This window comes from Burkholderia sp. BCC0405 (assembly GCF_902833075.1).
In the GTDB taxonomy this organism is placed as follows: Bacteria; Pseudomonadota; Gammaproteobacteria; order Burkholderiales; family Burkholderiaceae; genus Burkholderia.
Genome location: NZ_CADFEO010000009.1, coordinates 281,714 through 296,465, shown reverse-complemented (window position 1 = coordinate 296,465; position 14,752 = coordinate 281,714). Strand labels below are relative to the sequence as shown.

The following is a 14,752-nucleotide window of genomic DNA, read 5'->3' as shown; positions in this document are numbered from 1 at the left end:
CGAGATTCGACTGTTGAAAATGTATAAATCTGGCCAAGAAAATACGTCTTCTTGAGCGTTCGAACTGAAATGCTGGTCGCTGCATAAAAGAATTTTGCGTGCCGTTGCGGCTACGCAACATCTGGAACCGCGTCACCGATCGAAGCCGATGACCGATTGGCGCTGCGCAAGGCATTGTGAGAGGTCGGCGCGGCCAACGCCGAGACGCAGTTACAGCAGGCGATTCGTTCCGGCAAATGACCAGAAATCGATGCGCAGGCGTTGAGTAAGGCTGTCCGTAAGTGCGCACGTGAACTGCGTAAGCGCCCGTAAACGGCGATGCTTGTGCCGGATGAACTGAAGTCAGAGCAGCGTGCTGCGCTGACATCCGAACAACAGCGGGAAATCGTACAACAGGTGAAGGCGCTATTCTTGCCGCCGGAAGGCCATGCCGGGCTCTGTTTGGATGCGACAAGGCGGTACTTGCGGCCGTTGATTGATGGACCTGCTTGCTAATTGGGGCCAGTTGTGGAGCGCCCTGATAAGCATGCGGGTGCTTAGGGGGGAATGAAGCGTGCGGACGGCTTGCAAGCCGTCTGCACGTGACGTACGATAGAGACCTCTACCCGCTGACCGGGCATGAGAATTTTCGCCACGCACGCCGGAACCAGACAGCGAGATGATGTCACTTCAGACGCTTGTCAGCTTATAACTAGCGTAGGTTTTGGGGTATCCGGCATCGAGCCTGCATCACGTCACGCCCGTGACGCGCGGCGAGCGCGTCGCGTCGTTCTTCTGGATCCAGAGCATGGTGCGCGACGATGGAGACCGCACGCTGCTGTTCCAGCTCGATACGCAGATTCAGCAGCTCTCCGCGGACAAAGGTGCGCACGACCCGGGCGTGATCGCGCTCACCGGGATCTATCACAACCTGCTGAGACGGTGGGCCGATACCTGAGCCATGTGGCGGGCTCCGCACCGTCCTGAAACGCGGCCCACTTCCAGCCAAGCCAGTCCACCGCCCAACGCGGCCGCCTCATGCCCGCTGCAGGATATCGATCGCCTTGTCTGCATCGTCCACCGAATCGACCGCGAAATACGCAATGAACTGGGAACCCAGCACGGCGGCCGAGACACCGCGGAGATTGATCGCGCCGTCCGCGAGCATCTGGGTCAGTTGCCCGATGATGCCCATTTGATCCAGACCCATTACGCGGACGGAGTGAACGCTCGGGGTGACGCTGAACCCCACCTGCGTGGCCGCGCGAATCACCGCGTCTCCCTGCAGCGGCGCGACAAACACGACGCCCTTGCCCGGCGCCTCCGATGTGCGGCGTGCGACGATGAACTGCAAATCTGCACCGGCAGTCCGCAGGGCGCCTAATACCGTCGCGAGGCCGCCCGGCTTGTCGTCGATGTTCGCCGCCCAGACATCGACACGTTCTACGCTCAGTTCCATGGCAGTCCCTCCCGCCTGAGAACCCCGATAGAAAAAATCTAGATCACGGCAAGCACGCGAGCAAGGCTGGCAGTGTCGTCCGCCCCCCGGCATCGACGTACCCTGTCGCGCTTTGCATGCATCCGGTGACACCTGACCGTCGCGACTTGCCTCCCGCCGCCGCACCGCCATAAAATGACTATCGTCACATGACCAGGTCCTTATCATGATGCCGCACGATCCCGTTTCGAAATCCGAGTTCAAGGCTCGCGCACTCGAATACTTCCGGCTCGTCGAGTCGTCTGGCGAAAGCCTGATCGTCACCGATCACGGCAAGCCGACGCTCGAGATCCGGCCGTATCACGCACGCGAGGCTCAGCCGTTGGACCTATTGCGCGGCTCGGTCATGCGCTACGACAATCCTCTCGATCCGATTGCGGAAGAGGATTGGGAGGCGTCGCGGTGATCGTGCTGGATACGCATGCATTGGTGTGGTGGGTGGCGGGCGATCCGTCGCTCAGCAAGAAAGCGCGAAGCGCGATCGATCGCGCGCGCAGCGAAGGCGCGCTCGCCGCATCGGCGATCTCCGCGTGGGAGATTGCGATGCTGGTGCGCAACGACCGCCTCGCGCTGACGATGGATGTCGACGCGTGGCTCGCCACGGTCGCGCAGATCGACGGCATGCGCTTCTTGCCCGTCGATGCCGACATCGCCGCGAAGTCCACCGCGCTGCCCGGCACGTTCCACAAGGATCCGGCCGACCGCATGATCGTCGCTACCGCGCGGCGGCTCGGTGCACCGCTCGTCACCCGCGACGAAAAAATCCGCGCTTACGCGCACGTGAAGACGCTCTGGTAAGCGTCGCGTAGCCGCCGGCCAATCCAAACCGCACGCCCACGCCAACTCCGACATGTTGGCAATTCGTCTGACCAGATCGACCATCACTTGCAGGTACGACCGGGCACGCCCGCACTGCCCCGCGCAACCGCCACGTGCTGATCGCCGCGCTGACCGGCGCCGGCCTCACCCATTACCCGTCGGAATGGTGGCATTGGTCGTTCGGAGACCGCTATTGGGCCGTCATGCGCGACCAATCGCACGCCATCTACGGCCCCGTCGAGGAAAACATGCTCGACGAAGCGGCGCGCTGACATGCTTTCCGGCGAAACGCACCCGCCTCGGTAACATCCTCACTTGTCGATCCCTGCCCGCTCACGCACAATCGCAGCACCTGCGTCACTCTCCCCCGCGCCGATGTCCTATGCGTCACTCGCCACCGGCGTCCTCCTCGCCGCCGGCCTCGGTCAACGCTTCGACCCGACCGGCCTGCACAGCAAGCTGCTCGCGTTGCTTCCCGACGGCACGCCGGTTGCGGTGGCGGCCGCCCGCCATCTCGCGGCGGCCACGGCCGACGTGATTGCCGTCGTGCGTCCCGGCGCCGAAAAACTCGCGATGCTGCTGAACGAAGCCGGGTGCCACGTCGTCTACGCGCCCGACGCCATGCGCGGCATGGGCGCGAGCCTCGCGACCGGCGTACGCGCGACGCCCGACGCGAACGGCTGGCTGGTCGCGCTCGGCGACATGCCGTGGATCGCGGCATCCACCTACGAAACCGTCACGCGCGCGCTCGACGCCGACGACGCGTCGATCGTTGCGCCCGCGCATCGCGGCGTGCGCGGCCATCCGGTCGGGTTCGCCGCGCACCATTTTGACGCGCTCGCCACCCTCGACGGCGACACGGGCGCCCGCGCGCTGTTCGCCAGCGCACCGGTCAGGCTGCTCGACGTCGACGATCCCGGCATCGTGCGCGACGTCGATACGCCGGCGGACTTGCGCTGACCGGGATCACACGGAGCACGCGATGCAGCGCGCGGCCCGCTCCGCGCGTTGCAGTTACCTGCACGAAAACCGCCCGTGCACGGATTGCACCGACGACAGCCCCTCCGCCCCAACAATCCCGCTGCAAACGCACGCCCGATTGGCTATAACGGAGACGAGGCGCCCCCCGCCGCGCCACCGCCGTCACGCACTGCGCGAGTTCTCCATGACCGACCACACGACCCCGACGCCCGAGCCCCCGGCCGACCCGAACCGCGACCCGGAAGACGATCCGTTATCGCCACCGTCGCCGGGCCATCATCACGACAACCCGCAGCAACCCGACGGCCCGCCGAGCAAGGATCCGGTCTAGCCGCAGGGCGGCTGCGCCGCGCATCCGCTTCGGGTTCCCGCCATCCGCCGTCGTCGCTAGACGCCGTATAACGCCGCCTAGCGCGACGTGTACCCGCCGTCGATCGGCAGCGACACGCCGCTGACCATCGCGGCCGCATCGCTCAGCAGGAACAGGATCGGTTCGACGACCTCGTGCGGCTCCGCGAACCGCCCGAGCGGAATCGCGGCCAGCATCGGCGCACGCTTTTCCGGTTCGCTCCACGCGAACCGCGCCATCGGCGTGAGCGTGACGGTGGGGTTCACGCTGTTCACACGAATGCCGTACGGTCCGAGTTCGATGCACAGCACGCGCGTGATCGCGTCCATCGCCGCCTTCGACGCGCAGTAACTCAGATGCGCGGGCAAGCCGACGAGCGCGGCCTGGCTCGATACGTTGACGATGCTGCCCCGCGCATGCGCGGCGCCGCGTCCGGCACGCGCGACCATGTTCCGTGCGACGGCCCGTGCAACGAGCGCCGCGCCGCGCGCATTGACGGCCATCACGCGATCGAAATGCGCGGCGCTCACGTCGAGCACCGATTCGAGCGATGCGGTCCCCGCGCAATTCACGAGGCCGTCGAACGCATCGTGCGCGGCGAGCGCCGCATCGATCGCCTGCTCGTCCCCGCCGACATCGAGGCGCAACGTCTCGCACGCGGTCTCGCCGGCCAGCGCATCGAGCGCGGCCATGTCGCGCCCGGCCGCGACGACCTGCGCGCCCGCCTGCGCCAGCGCGACCGCGCACGCGCGCCCGATTCCGCTCGACGCCCCCGTGACAAGCACCCGCGAACCGCCGAAATCGAATCGTGTCTTCATGATGGCGTGTGCAACCCGTGCATGATCGGCTTGAGCGCCGGATACAGCGCCGTGTAGAGTGCAAAGCGCGCCGCATACGCTTTCGCGCGTTCGGCATCGGGCCGTGCGCGCTCGACGAGCGTGACCCATCCGCCTTGCGCATCGTCGTGCGACACGAGCCCTGCCCCGACGCCCGCGAGCAAGGCCGCCCCCATCGCGGCTTCGACGTCCTGCTCGATCGTCCACACCGGGAAACCCGTCACGTCCGCGATGATCTGCATCCATAGTGCCGAATGCGCGGCCCCGCCCACGACGATCAGCCGGTCGTCGAGCGCGGCCGCGCCGCGCCGGCCGGCTTCGATGTTGTGCCGCAATGCGAACGCGACGCCTTCGAGCACCGCGCGATACAGGTGCGCGCGCGCATGCGCGAGACTCAGCCCGACGAACGCACCGCTCGCCTTCGCGTCCCACACGGGGCTGCGCTCGCCCATCAGGTACGGCAGGAACAGCACGCCGTCGGCGCCCGGCGGCACGCTTTCGGCCGCTTCCTCGAGCAACACGTGCGGATCGCCGTGCGGCAGCAGCCGCGCGGCATCGATTTCCGCGTGACAGAACTGGTCGCGAAACCAGGCGACCGATGCGCCGGCCGTGATCGCGCCGCCGAATACGTACAGGTCGCGCTGCCCGTCGAACACATGCGGCATGCTGACGAGCCCGTGACGCGCATCGACGTGCCGGCTCACGTAGCCCCAGCACATGCTGGTGCCGATCATCGCGACATGCTGCCCCGCGCGCGTCGCGCCGGCCGCGAAGGTCGCGACGGCCGCATCGACGCCGCCCGCGACGACGGGCGTGCCGGCCGGCAGCCCGAGTGGCTGCGTCCATTGCGACAGCAGCCCGCCGACGACGTCCGTCGATTCGACGAGCCGCTCGGGCATCATCGTCGCCGGAATGCCGAGCATGTCGAGCGCGTCGTCGGACCACTCGCGGCGCGCGACGTCGTACACGCCACCGATATTGCCGGCCGAACTGTGATCGACCGCGATCTCGCCGGTCAGCAGATAGATCACGTACGCGTTCGGCGGCAGGAAGTAGCGCACGTCCGCCCACACGTCCGGCCGCTGGTCGCGCAGCCACAGCATCTTCGTGAAGCCGTAATAGCTGTCGACGCCGTTGCCCGTGATCACGCGCAGCCGCTCGACGTTCACGTTCGCGTTGACCCAGTCGACTTCCGCGGTCGCGCGCCGGTCCATCCAGATCAGGCACGGATGGAGCGGCCGCATGTCGATGTCCACCGGAATGCCCGAGCCGCCGTAGAGGCTGCTCACGCACACCGCGCGGATCGCATCGGCCGGCACGCCCTGCGCACGCGCATCGCTCACGCAGCCGGCGATGCATTCGAGCACCGCGTCGAACCACACCTGCGGCCATTGCTCGGCCCACAGCGGGCGCGGCGTATCGGGCTGGTAGCCGGCCGAGCGCCGCGCGACGATCGCGCCGTGCCGGTCGACGAGCAGCGCCTTGGTGCTCTGGGTGCCGATATCGACGCCTATGACGTATTCCATGATGTCTCCGGTGAGGCGCACGCCGGCCGTCAGCGGGCCGGCTTCAGCAGCACCTTGATCGATTCGGGCGATTTCGCGACGCGGATCGCATCGTCCCAGTCCTCGAGCGCGAAATCGTGCGTGACGATGCCTTTCGACGTGACGAGCCCGCGCGCGAGCAGGTCGATCGCGATCGGATAGCAGTACGGCCCCAGGTGCGCACCGCGCACGTCGAGTTCCTTGCGATCGCCGATGATCGACCAGTCGACCGTTGCATCCTCGCCGAACACGCTGAATTCGACGAAGCGGCCGAGCTTGCGGATCAGGTCGAGACCCTGGCTCACGCCGACCGGCGCGCCGGTCGTCTCGATGTAGACGTCGCAGCCGTAGCCGTCGGTGAGCGACCGGACGATCTCGCGCACGTCGTCGCGTTTCGGGTTGATCGTCACGTCGGCGCCGTACTCGCGCGCGAGTTCGAGCCGTTCGTCGATCAGGTCGATCACGACGAGCTTCTTCGGCGTCTTCAGGTGCGCGACCTGGGTCATCATCAGCCCGAGCGGGCCCGCGCCCGCGATCACGACCACATCGTCGAGCTGGACGTCGCCCCGGTTCACCGTATGGATCGCGCATGACAGCGGCTCGATGATCGCGGCATCCTCGAGCGACACGCCGAGCGGAATCTTGTGGACGATCGCGGTCGGCGGAATGCGCATGTAATCGGCCATCCCGCCGTCGGCCACGTCGCGCTGGAAGCCGAAGATGTTGTGCACCTCGCACATCCAGTACTGCCCCGACTTGCAATAGCGGCATTTGCCGCACGGCACGATCTGCTCGGCGATCACGCGGTCGCCCAACGCCACGCCGAAATGCCCGGCCGCGCCGTCGCCGAGCGCTTCGACATGGCCGAAGAATTCGTGGCCGGGAATCACGGGCGCCTTTACCCACGGGCTCGGGCCGCCCCAGAACATCTTCGCGCCCGTATGGCACTTGCAATCGCTCGCGCAGATCCCGCATGCGGCGATGCGGATCACGAGTTCGTTCGCGCCGGGGCGCGGCTTCGCGACCTGTTCGACGCGATAGTCCTCGGGGCCGTGGCAAACGACCGCGGTCATCCGCGGCGGGGCTTCGGGTGTCGTCATGGATTGCCTCTTTCGTTGATGATCCGGATACCTGATGAATTGGTCGTTACCGCGACCGTTCGCGGCTGATATAGATCGCGAGCAGGATGATTCCGCCCTTGATCACGTTCTGCACATACGGGTTCACGCCGATCATGTTCAGCCCGTTGTTGAGCACGCCGAGCAGCAGCGCGCCGACCAGCGTGCCGAGGATCGCGCCGCGCCCGCCGGAGATCGACGTGCCGCCCATCACGACGGCGGCGATCGCATCGAGCTCGAAGCCCACGCCGGCGTTCGGCTGCCCGCTCATCAGCCGCCCGGTCAGCACGATCGCGGCGAGCGCCGACGTGAGCCCGGCCAGCGTGTAGACGATCAGCTTCACGCGTGCGACACGCACGCCGGTGAGCCGCGTCGCCTGTTCGTTACCGCCGATCGCATACACGTAGCGGCCGAACGGCATCCGGTCGAGCAGCAGCCATGCGATTGCGTACACCACCAGCATGATCAGCACCGGCGCCTGGATGCCGAGCACCTTGCCGCTGCCGAAGAACGCGACCCAGTCGGGCAAGCCGTCGATCGGATAGCCGCCCGTGTAGATCAATGCCAGGCCGCGCGCGATGCCCATCGTCGCGAGCGTGACGATGATCGGCGGCATGCCCGCGAACGCGACGAACACGCCGTTCAGGACACCGAAACCGAGGCCGACCGCGATGCCGATCGCGAGCGCGGCAACCGCGTTCACGCCCGCCACCATCAACCCGGCCGCCAGCGTGCCCGACAGCGCCATCACCGAGCCGACCGACAGGTCGATGCCGCCGGTCAGGATCACGCAGGTCATGCCGACCGCGATGATCGCGTTGATCGACACCTGTCGCAGCACGTTTTCCAGGTTCGCGGCGGACAGGAAGCTCGGGCTCGCGATCATCATCGCGATGCACACGACGATCAGGCCGACGAGCGGATAGAACAGCGTCGAGCGCCGCAGCTGCGCCCACATCGCGCGCGGCGGCGGTGCGTCGCCGTTTCCGGCGGTCGCCGCGAACGTCGTGGAAGGCGTGGAAGAAGAATCAGGCAGGTTCATGGGTCGCTCCTCGCGTGCCGGCCGTGGCATAGGTCATGACCGTGTCGGGATCGATCTCGTCGCCTTCGAGCGTCGCCTCGATGCGGCCCTGCCGAAACACGGCGACGCGATCGCACATGCCGACGATTTCCGGCAACTCGGACGAGATCATGATGATGGCGTAGCCGCGCGCGGTGAGTTCGCGCATCAGCCCGTAGATTTCGGCTTTCGCGCCGACGTCGATGCCGCGCGTCGGCTCGTCGAAGATCAGCACCGACGTGTGATGGTTCAGCCAGCGCGCGATCACGACCTTCTGCTGGTTGCCGCCGGACAGCGTCGCGACCTCGGTGTGGATCGACGGCGCCTTCACGCCGACGCGCCGCATCACGTCATGCGTCGCGCGCGCCTCGCCGCGACGGTCGATCAGCCAGCGCATCGACCGGTACTTGCCGAGGTTGTTCAGCGAGATGTTGTCGCGAATCGAAAACGACGTGACGAGTCCTTCCGTCTTGCGGCTTTCCGGCAGGATGCCGATACCCGCGCGCAGCGCGTCGGCCGGATCGGCGAGCTTCGCCGCCGCGCCGCGCATGCGCACGTCCTTGCGATGCGCACGCGTCGCGCCGATCACCGCGAGCGCGGTTTCCGTGCGGCCAGAGCCGACCAGCCCCGCGAAGCCGAGGATTTCGCCGGCATGCAGCGTGAAGCGGTTCACCGGGCCGCCGCGCTCGATCTGCAGTGCATCGACCTCCAGCACCCGCGGCGCATCGGCCGCGCGCGCCGGCTTCGGCGGAAAGCTGCTTTCGATCCGGCGGCCGACCATCATCCGCACGAGCTGTTCGACGTCCGTGCGCGCGACGTCGGTCGTCGCCACGTACTGGCCGTCGCGCAGCACCGTGATGCGGTCGCACACCGCGAAAATCTCGTCGAGGTGATGAGAGATGAAGATCATCGCGACGCCCTGCCGCTTCAGCTCGCGCATGATCGCGAACAGGTGCTCGGCCTCGGCCGGCGTGAGCGTGGCGGTCGGTTCGTCGAGGATCAGGATGCGCGCGTCGAGCGACAGCGCCTTGCCGATCTCGACGAACTGTTGCTGCGCGACCGACAGCGCACGGATCGGCGCATCGAGATCGATCGCCACGCCGAGCCGCGCGAAGATGCCGGCCGCCGCGCGGCGCATCCGCTTGCGGTCGCGCGCGCCCCAGCGGGTGCGCCACTCGCGGCCGAGGAACAGGTTGTCGACGGCGTCGAGGTGCGGGATCAGGCTGAATTCCTGGAACACGATGCCGACGCCGGCCGCGACCGCGTCGCGATAGTCCGCGAAATGGCGTGTGGCGCCATCGATCTCGATCGTGCCGGCATCCGGCTGATGAATGCCGCACAGGATCTTCATCAGCGTCGACTTGCCCGCGCCGTTCTCGCCGAGCAGCGCGTGGATCTCGCCGCGCGCGATCTCGAGATCAATGCCGGACAGCGCCTGCACGCCCGGAAAGCTTTTCGTGATGTGGCTGAGCCTGAGTATCGTGTCCATCGGCTTCTCCCTGCGAAGGGCGCCGGCCATGCCGCCGCCCTTCGCGTCGCATCGCACGTCGTTCACCAGCTGAAGCCCTTCGCGTTGCCGCGATCGACCACCTTCACGTCGACCGGGATCGCCTTCGGCACCGTCGCGCCCCACTTGCGCGCGATCGCGATGCCGAGCGCGATGCGCACCTGGTCGGCCGGGAACTGCGCGGTCGTCTCGATGAATTTCGAATTCGGCTTCTGGATCGCGGCGATTGCCTCGGGAGCGCCGTCGACGCTCGTCAGCTTGATGTCCTTGCCGGACCCCTCGATGGCCGCGAGCGCACCCATCGAACCGCCGTCGTTCACGCTGAAGATGCCCTTCAGGTTCGGATGCGCGGAGATCAGGTTCTCCGTGACCGACAGCGCGGTCGCCCGCTCCTGCTTGCCGTTCTGCGTATCGACCAGCTTCACGTTCGGGTATTTCGCGAGCCCGGCCTTGCAGCCGCGCACGCGTTCGAGAATCGGCACGACCGGGATGCCGTCGAGGATCGCGACTTCGCCGCTACCGCCGATCGCCTTCGCGAGGTAGTCGCACGACATCGCGCCGGCGTCGTAGTTCTTCGAGCCGACGAACGAATCGACCGGGCCGTTCGCGTTCGCATCGACGGCCACCACCACCGCGCCGGCCTTCTTCGCCTGCGTGATCGCCGACTGGATGCCGGTCGAATCGGTCGGGTTCACGAGCAGGATGTCGATCTTCTTCTGCAGCATGTCCTCGACGTCGCTCACCTGCTTGCTGACGTCGTGATGCGCGTCGGTGACGACGACCTGCGCGCCGATCGACGCGGCCGCATCGTTCAGCGCTTTCTGCATCGTCACGAAATACGGGTTGTTCAGCTCCTGGAACGTCATGCCGATCCGCAGCGGTGCAGCGTGCGCGGCGGCGGCGGGTAGCAAGGCCGCGAACGCGGCGACGGCCGCGATCCGGGCCGCGCGGCTGAATGATGAAGCGTGCGATGCGTGCGTCATGACGATGTCTCCATTTATGTGCAGCTTTTTCGTGGTTGAACGAGCCCCTCGCGACGTGAGTGGCGCGATCGGCTGGGTAAAACGGCGGGGGAAACTCAGGCGGGCAACGGCCCGGCGATCATCCGGGTTGCGGCGCGCGCGCGGGGACGCCAGGCGTGACGATGCGCGGCGGCAGCGGATTGCCGGTGGGCGCCGCGTGCAGCGCGAGCTCGCGGCTGCGTGCATTCAGGCGCTGCAGCGCGCGGAATTCGGACGGCGCCATCCCCTTCACCGCGCGGAACTGGCGGTTGAAGTTCGACACGTTGTTGAAGCCGGCCTGGAAGCAGATATCGGTGATGCTCGCGTCGTCGGCGAGCAGCATCTGGCACGCAGACTCAATTCGCAGACGATTCACGTACTGCACGAACGGCATGCCCGTGTGGCGATGGAACGCACGCGAGAACGCGCTGACGCTCTGCCCGGTCAGTTGCGCGAGATCGGATTCCCGCAGCTCGGACGCGAGATGCTTGCCGATGTACGACAGCGCATGGCTGAGCCGCGTCGGCGTGACGTCGGCCTGGTCGTACGCGGGGCTCGCGAGCAGCGTGCGTTCGGCCGCCCCGCAAAGCCGTTCGAGGATCGTCATGAACAGCGCGATGCGGCGCATGCCGCGTGCGGCCAGCAGTTCGTCGAACAGCGGCGCGATCGCGGCGCTGGTCGCCGCGTCGAAGCCGACCCCGCGCCGCGCATCGTCGAGCAGCGCCTGCGCGTCGCGGCATTCGGGAAACGCGTCCATGCAGCGGCGCACGAACGCCGGGTCGAACTGGATCACGAGATTGCGGCGCTCGACGGTTTCGCCTTCGGCCATGTCGCTGACCCAGTTGTGCGGCAGGTTCGGGCCGAGCAGCACGAGATGGCCGGGGCCGAACGAGCCGATGTGGTCGCCGACGAAATATTTGCCGCGCGTCGCGACGATCAGGTGCAGTTCGAATTCGGGATGGAAGTGCCAGCGGATCGTGCGATACGGATAGCCGTGCGACCAGACCTTGAACGACTCGTCGCGTCGCACGTCGACCACTTCCAGATCGGGGTGCATCATTGCTGGCGTCTCCATTCCCATGTCTCGCCGGCCGGTTCGTTGCCCGCGTGCGCCGCGTATTCCAGGCGGCGACGCGACCGGTCGCATGGGAAGCAATGTAGGTCGATCGGGCGCGCGGCTCCACCAACTTTACGCCTGATTTCCGATACTTTTTTGCGCGTTCCGGCCAGATACGGCGCCGGACGGCAAATTTGTGCAGCGCGGAACGGCCGGGCGACCGCCCGCTCCGGGGCTTACGCGGCCGCGTGCTCGCGCGCCGTACGCACTTCGTACGCCTTCAGGTGGTTGTACGCGATCCGCAGCAGCGACAGCGCATCGGCCGCCTGCGGGTCGCGGCGCGCCAGCAGGTCGCCGATCACGTGATCGGCTTCGACGCACGCATGGCTCTCGACGTCGCGCAGCATCGACGCGGTCAGCGGCGACGGCGTCAGCACCATCCGCTGCATCCGCTCGATGGCGGCCGGGTCGGGCCGGTGGCCGTTGTGCTCGGCGATCGCGCTGCATTCGCCGAGCATCGTCTCGAGCAGGCGGCGGCCGTCCGGCGCGGCGAGAATGTCGCCCACCGAGCCGCGGAACAGCGACGTGCTCGCGGCGAGCGTCGCGAGGAACACCCACTTTTCCCACATCCGCGCGACCACGTTGTCGCTGAGCGTCGCGTCGAAACCCGCGCCGCCGAGCACCTCGGCCAGCGCCCGCACGCGCGGCGACTCGCCGCCCGCGAGTTCGCCGAAGGTGACCCCGTGCGTGTCGTTGAGGTGCACGATGCGCTGCTCGCGATCGAGCGTCGCCGCGATCACGCACAGCCCGCCGAGCACCTGCGCGGCGCCGAACCGGTCGCGCAGCACGTCGAGATGACGCATCCCGTTGAGCATCGGCAGGATCAGCGTCTGCGGGCCGACGAACGGCGCGAACGACAGAATCGCGTCGTCGAGGCTGTACGCCTTGCAGCTCAGCAGCACGAGGTCGAACGGTGCGACGCCGGCGCCCGCGTCGCCCGCGCGCACGGTCTGCACGTTCGCGAGGGTCAGGTCGCCGCGCGGGCTGCGGATCAGCAGCCCGTCGCGCGCCAGCGCGGCCGCGCGGCCGTCCCGCACCAGGAACGTCACGTCGCGCCCCGCCGCGGCCAGCCGGCCGCCGAAATATCCGCCGACCGCGCCGGCCCCTACCACCAGAATTCGCATCGTTGCCTCCTTTCGGTTTCATTCGCCGCCGAGCCGCCAAGCCGGACGTGCGGCGCACACGCCATCGCCCCGTGAGTATAGCGACACCCGTTATGCATATGCATAGATACCCTTGCCGGCATCACAGGCATGCGTCCACGGTATCGGTTCCTAGGGATAACCCGTCTACGGCGACGCGCGTCGGGCGCCGTCAAGACACTTATCCCGTCACGCCGTCAAGGCGAGCTTCCATGACCGACCGACCACACACCATGCGCAACCTTTCCCTGAATCAGAAACTCGCCTCGATGATCGTCATCCTCTGGCTCGGCCTGCTCATGATCGCCGGGCTCGGCGCATGGCAGACGCGCGCATCGATGATCGCGGACCGCCGCGACCAGCTCGCGTCGCTGGTCGCACAGGCCACGAGCGTGGCCGACCATTACTACAAGCTGTCGCAGCAGAACGCGCTGCCGGAAGCCGACGCGAAACAGAAGGCGCTCGAGGCGATCGCCGCGATGCGCTCCAGCGCCGACGGCTACATCTCGGTCAACGACTCGAAGCCGGTGATCGTGATGCATCCGATCAAGTCCGAGCTCAACGGCAAGGACGTGTCGAATTTCACCGATCCGAACGGCAAGCACCTGTTCGTCGAGATCGTGAAGGCCGGCAACATGGAAGGCGGCAAGGGCTTCGTCGAGTATCTGTGGCCGAAGCCGGGCGCCGACAAGCCGCAGGAGAAAACCAGCGCGGTGCAGCGCTTCGCGCCGTGGGACTGGTATCTCGTGACCGGCATGTACATGAACGACGTGCGCTCGGCCGTGCTCGAAAGCATCGGCCGCTGGCTCGCGATGACGACCGTGCTCGGCGGGATCGCGACCGCCGTGATGGTGCTGGTGCTGAAAAGCGTGCGCGCGAACCTCGGCGGCGAACTGGAAGTGGCGCTCGACGCCGCGCAACGCATCGCGCAGGGCGACCTGACCGCGCGCGTCACCGTGAAGCAGGACGATCGCGGCAGCCTGCTGCACGCGCTGCACACGATGCAGGTCGGGCTGATCGACATGGTGTCGCGTGTGCGGATGGGCACCGAGAACATCAACGTCGGCGCGAGCGAGATCGCGTCCGGCAACACGGACCTGTCGCAGCGCACCGAGGAACAGGCCGCCGCGCTCGTGCAGACCGCGTCGAGCATGGACCAGATGACCGCGAACGTGAAGCAGAACGCGGACAGCGCCGCGCAGGCCGCGTCGCTCGCCGGCCAGGCCGCGCAGGTCGCGACGCGCGGCAGCGCGGTGGTCGACGACGTCGTGCGCACAATGAACGAGATCACCGGCCGCTCGCACAAGATCGGCGACATCATCGGCGTGATCGACGGGATCGCGTTCCAGACCAACATCCTCGCGCTGAATGCGGCGGTCGAAGCCGCGCGGGCGGGCGAACAGGGCCGCGGCTTCGCGGTGGTCGCGGCCGAGGTGCGCTCGCTCGCGCAACGCTCGGCGACGGCCGCGAAGGAGATCAAGTCGCTGATCGTGTCGTCGAACGAGACCGTCGAGCAAGGCGCGGCGCTCGTCACGCACGCGGGCGAGACGATGGCCGAGATCGTGCAGTCGGTGCGGCGCGTAAACGAGATCCTCGACGAGATCAGCCATGCGTCGCGCGAACAGAGCGCCGGGATCGAGCAGGTCAATCGCGCGGTGGGCGAGATGGACCAGGTGACGCAGCAGAACGCGGCCCTCGTCGAACAAGCCGCGGCCGCCGCGCATTCGCTGCGCGATCAGGCCGAGGCGTTGCGGGATGCGGTGACGCGGTTTGCGTTGCCGGCTTGACGGCGGCTGCCCGC

The 14,752-nt window shown here is 67.3% G+C and carries 14 protein-coding genes and 2 pseudogenes; 7 read left to right on the top strand and 9 right to left on the bottom strand.

Translation table 11 applies throughout. From position 1 onward, the window contains the following. Window positions 1-700: 700 nt before the first annotated feature. Window positions 701-937 (top strand): annotated as a pseudogene (locus tag HWX36_RS17775) (PKHD-type hydroxylase); the annotation flags it as partial. 78 nt (window positions 938-1,015) lie between these two features. Here HWX36_RS17775 and HWX36_RS17770 read toward each other — a convergent pair. Next, a complete protein-coding gene (locus tag HWX36_RS17770; protein WP_096473850.1) occupies window positions 1,016-1,438 on the bottom strand; it encodes an amino acid-binding protein in 423 nt (140 codons plus the stop codon). Window positions 1,439-1,643: 205 nt separating this feature from the next. Between HWX36_RS17770 and HWX36_RS17765 the strand changes: the two genes are divergently transcribed. The 5 genes and pseudogenes from HWX36_RS17765 to HWX36_RS17745 all read left to right on the top strand — a co-directional run bounded on the left by HWX36_RS17765 (window position 1,644) and on the right by HWX36_RS17745 (window position 3,608). Continuing rightward, window positions 1,644-1,883, top strand: a complete 240-nt coding sequence (locus HWX36_RS17765) for a type II toxin-antitoxin system Phd/YefM family antitoxin (RefSeq protein WP_175953344.1) — start codon at window positions 1,644-1,646, stop codon at window positions 1,881-1,883. Further along, on the top strand, window positions 1,880-2,275 hold the full coding sequence (locus tag HWX36_RS17760) for a type II toxin-antitoxin system VapC family toxin (protein ID WP_175953343.1): 396 nt from the start codon (window positions 1,880-1,882) through the stop codon (window positions 2,273-2,275). Before HWX36_RS17765 ends, HWX36_RS17760 begins: the two co-directional genes overlap by 4 nt. Before the next feature lie 125 nt (window positions 2,276-2,400). Then, window positions 2,401-2,568 (top strand): annotated as a pseudogene (locus HWX36_RS17755) (M15 family metallopeptidase); the annotation flags it as partial. 103 nt (window positions 2,569-2,671) lie between these two features. Beyond that, window positions 2,672-3,256 (top strand): nucleotidyltransferase family protein, encoded by a 585-nt coding sequence (locus tag HWX36_RS17750; RefSeq protein WP_175953341.1) that lies wholly within the window; start codon window positions 2,672-2,674, stop codon window positions 3,254-3,256. A gap of 205 nt (window positions 3,257-3,461) precedes the next feature. Beyond that, window positions 3,462-3,608 carry a hypothetical protein gene (locus HWX36_RS17745; protein WP_166896045.1) on the top strand — a complete coding sequence of 49 codons (147 nt, stop codon included), beginning with the start codon at window positions 3,462-3,464 and terminating at the stop codon, window positions 3,606-3,608. Window positions 3,609-3,685: 77 nt separating this feature from the next. Here the strand turns inward: HWX36_RS17745 and HWX36_RS17740 are convergent, their stop codons facing one another. From HWX36_RS17740 to panE, 8 genes are all read right to left on the bottom strand, one after another. Further along, window positions 3,686-4,444, bottom strand: a complete 759-nt coding sequence (locus HWX36_RS17740) for an SDR family oxidoreductase (RefSeq protein ID WP_175953340.1) — start codon at window positions 4,442-4,444, stop codon at window positions 3,686-3,688. Next, complete coding sequence (locus tag HWX36_RS17735; protein ID WP_175953339.1) at window positions 4,441-5,988, bottom strand: FGGY-family carbohydrate kinase; 1,548 nt, start codon at window positions 5,986-5,988, stop codon at window positions 4,441-4,443. The genes HWX36_RS17740 and HWX36_RS17735 overlap by 4 nt, the downstream gene beginning before the upstream one ends. 29 nt (window positions 5,989-6,017) lie before the next feature. After that, on the bottom strand, window positions 6,018-7,106 hold the full coding sequence (locus tag HWX36_RS17730; RefSeq protein ID WP_175953338.1) for an alcohol dehydrogenase catalytic domain-containing protein: 1,089 nt from the start codon (window positions 7,104-7,106) through the stop codon (window positions 6,018-6,020). 46 nt (window positions 7,107-7,152) lie between these two features. Beyond that, complete coding sequence (locus HWX36_RS17725) at window positions 7,153-8,166, bottom strand: ABC transporter permease (RefSeq protein WP_175953337.1); 1,014 nt, start codon at window positions 8,164-8,166, stop codon at window positions 7,153-7,155. Next, complete coding sequence (locus tag HWX36_RS17720; RefSeq protein ID WP_175953336.1) at window positions 8,153-9,673, bottom strand: sugar ABC transporter ATP-binding protein; 1,521 nt, start codon at window positions 9,671-9,673, stop codon at window positions 8,153-8,155. Before HWX36_RS17720 ends, HWX36_RS17725 begins: the two co-directional genes overlap by 14 nt. Window positions 9,674-9,735: 62 nt before the next feature. After that, window positions 9,736-10,674 carry a substrate-binding domain-containing protein gene (locus tag HWX36_RS17715; protein ID WP_175953335.1) on the bottom strand — a complete coding sequence of 313 codons (939 nt, stop codon included), beginning with the start codon at window positions 10,672-10,674 and terminating at the stop codon, window positions 9,736-9,738. A 118-nt stretch (window positions 10,675-10,792) separates the two neighbouring features. Beyond that, window positions 10,793-11,752 (bottom strand): AraC family transcriptional regulator, encoded by a 960-nt coding sequence (locus tag HWX36_RS17710; protein WP_175953334.1) that lies wholly within the window; start codon window positions 11,750-11,752, stop codon window positions 10,793-10,795. Between the two features lie 233 nt (window positions 11,753-11,985). Then, window positions 11,986-12,933, bottom strand: coding sequence for a 2-dehydropantoate 2-reductase (gene panE / locus HWX36_RS17705; protein ID WP_175953333.1), 948 nt, complete (start codon window positions 12,931-12,933; stop codon window positions 11,986-11,988). 251 nt (window positions 12,934-13,184) lie between these two features. Between panE and HWX36_RS17700 the strand changes: the two genes are divergently transcribed. Further along, window positions 13,185-14,738, top strand: coding sequence for a methyl-accepting chemotaxis protein (locus HWX36_RS17700; protein WP_175953332.1), 1,554 nt, complete (start codon window positions 13,185-13,187; stop codon window positions 14,736-14,738). The last annotated feature ends 14 nt before the right edge of the window (window positions 14,739-14,752 follow it).

Coding starts and splice junctions, on each gene's coding strand:
- HWX36_RS17770 (WP_096473850.1), bottom strand. CDS start 1,438: ATGGAACTGAGCGTAGAACGTGTCGATGTCTGGGCGGCGAACATCGAC.
- HWX36_RS17765 (WP_175953344.1), top strand. CDS start 1,644: ATGATGCCGCACGATCCCGTTTCGAAATCCGAGTTCAAGGCTCGCGCA.
- HWX36_RS17750 (WP_175953341.1), top strand. CDS start 2,672: ATGTCCTATGCGTCACTCGCCACCGGCGTCCTCCTCGCCGCCGGCCTC.
- HWX36_RS17745 (WP_166896045.1), top strand. CDS start 3,462: ATGACCGACCACACGACCCCGACGCCCGAGCCCCCGGCCGACCCGAAC.
- HWX36_RS17740 (WP_175953340.1), bottom strand. CDS start 4,444: ATGAAGACACGATTCGATTTCGGCGGTTCGCGGGTGCTTGTCACGGGG.
- HWX36_RS17735 (WP_175953339.1), bottom strand. CDS start 5,988: ATGGAATACGTCATAGGCGTCGATATCGGCACCCAGAGCACCAAGGCG.
- HWX36_RS17730 (WP_175953338.1), bottom strand. CDS start 7,106: ATGACGACACCCGAAGCCCCGCCGCGGATGACCGCGGTCGTTTGCCAC.
- HWX36_RS17725 (WP_175953337.1), bottom strand. CDS start 8,166: ATGAACCTGCCTGATTCTTCTTCCACGCCTTCCACGACGTTCGCGGCG.
- HWX36_RS17720 (WP_175953336.1), bottom strand. CDS start 9,673: ATGGACACGATACTCAGGCTCAGCCACATCACGAAAAGCTTTCCGGGC.
- HWX36_RS17715 (WP_175953335.1), bottom strand. CDS start 10,674: ATGACGCACGCATCGCACGCTTCATCATTCAGCCGCGCGGCCCGGATC.
- HWX36_RS17710 (WP_175953334.1), bottom strand. CDS start 11,752: ATGATGCACCCCGATCTGGAAGTGGTCGACGTGCGACGCGACGAGTCG.
- panE (WP_175953333.1), bottom strand. CDS start 12,933: ATGCGAATTCTGGTGGTAGGGGCCGGCGCGGTCGGCGGATATTTCGGC.
- HWX36_RS17700 (WP_175953332.1), top strand. CDS start 13,185: ATGCGCAACCTTTCCCTGAATCAGAAACTCGCCTCGATGATCGTCATC.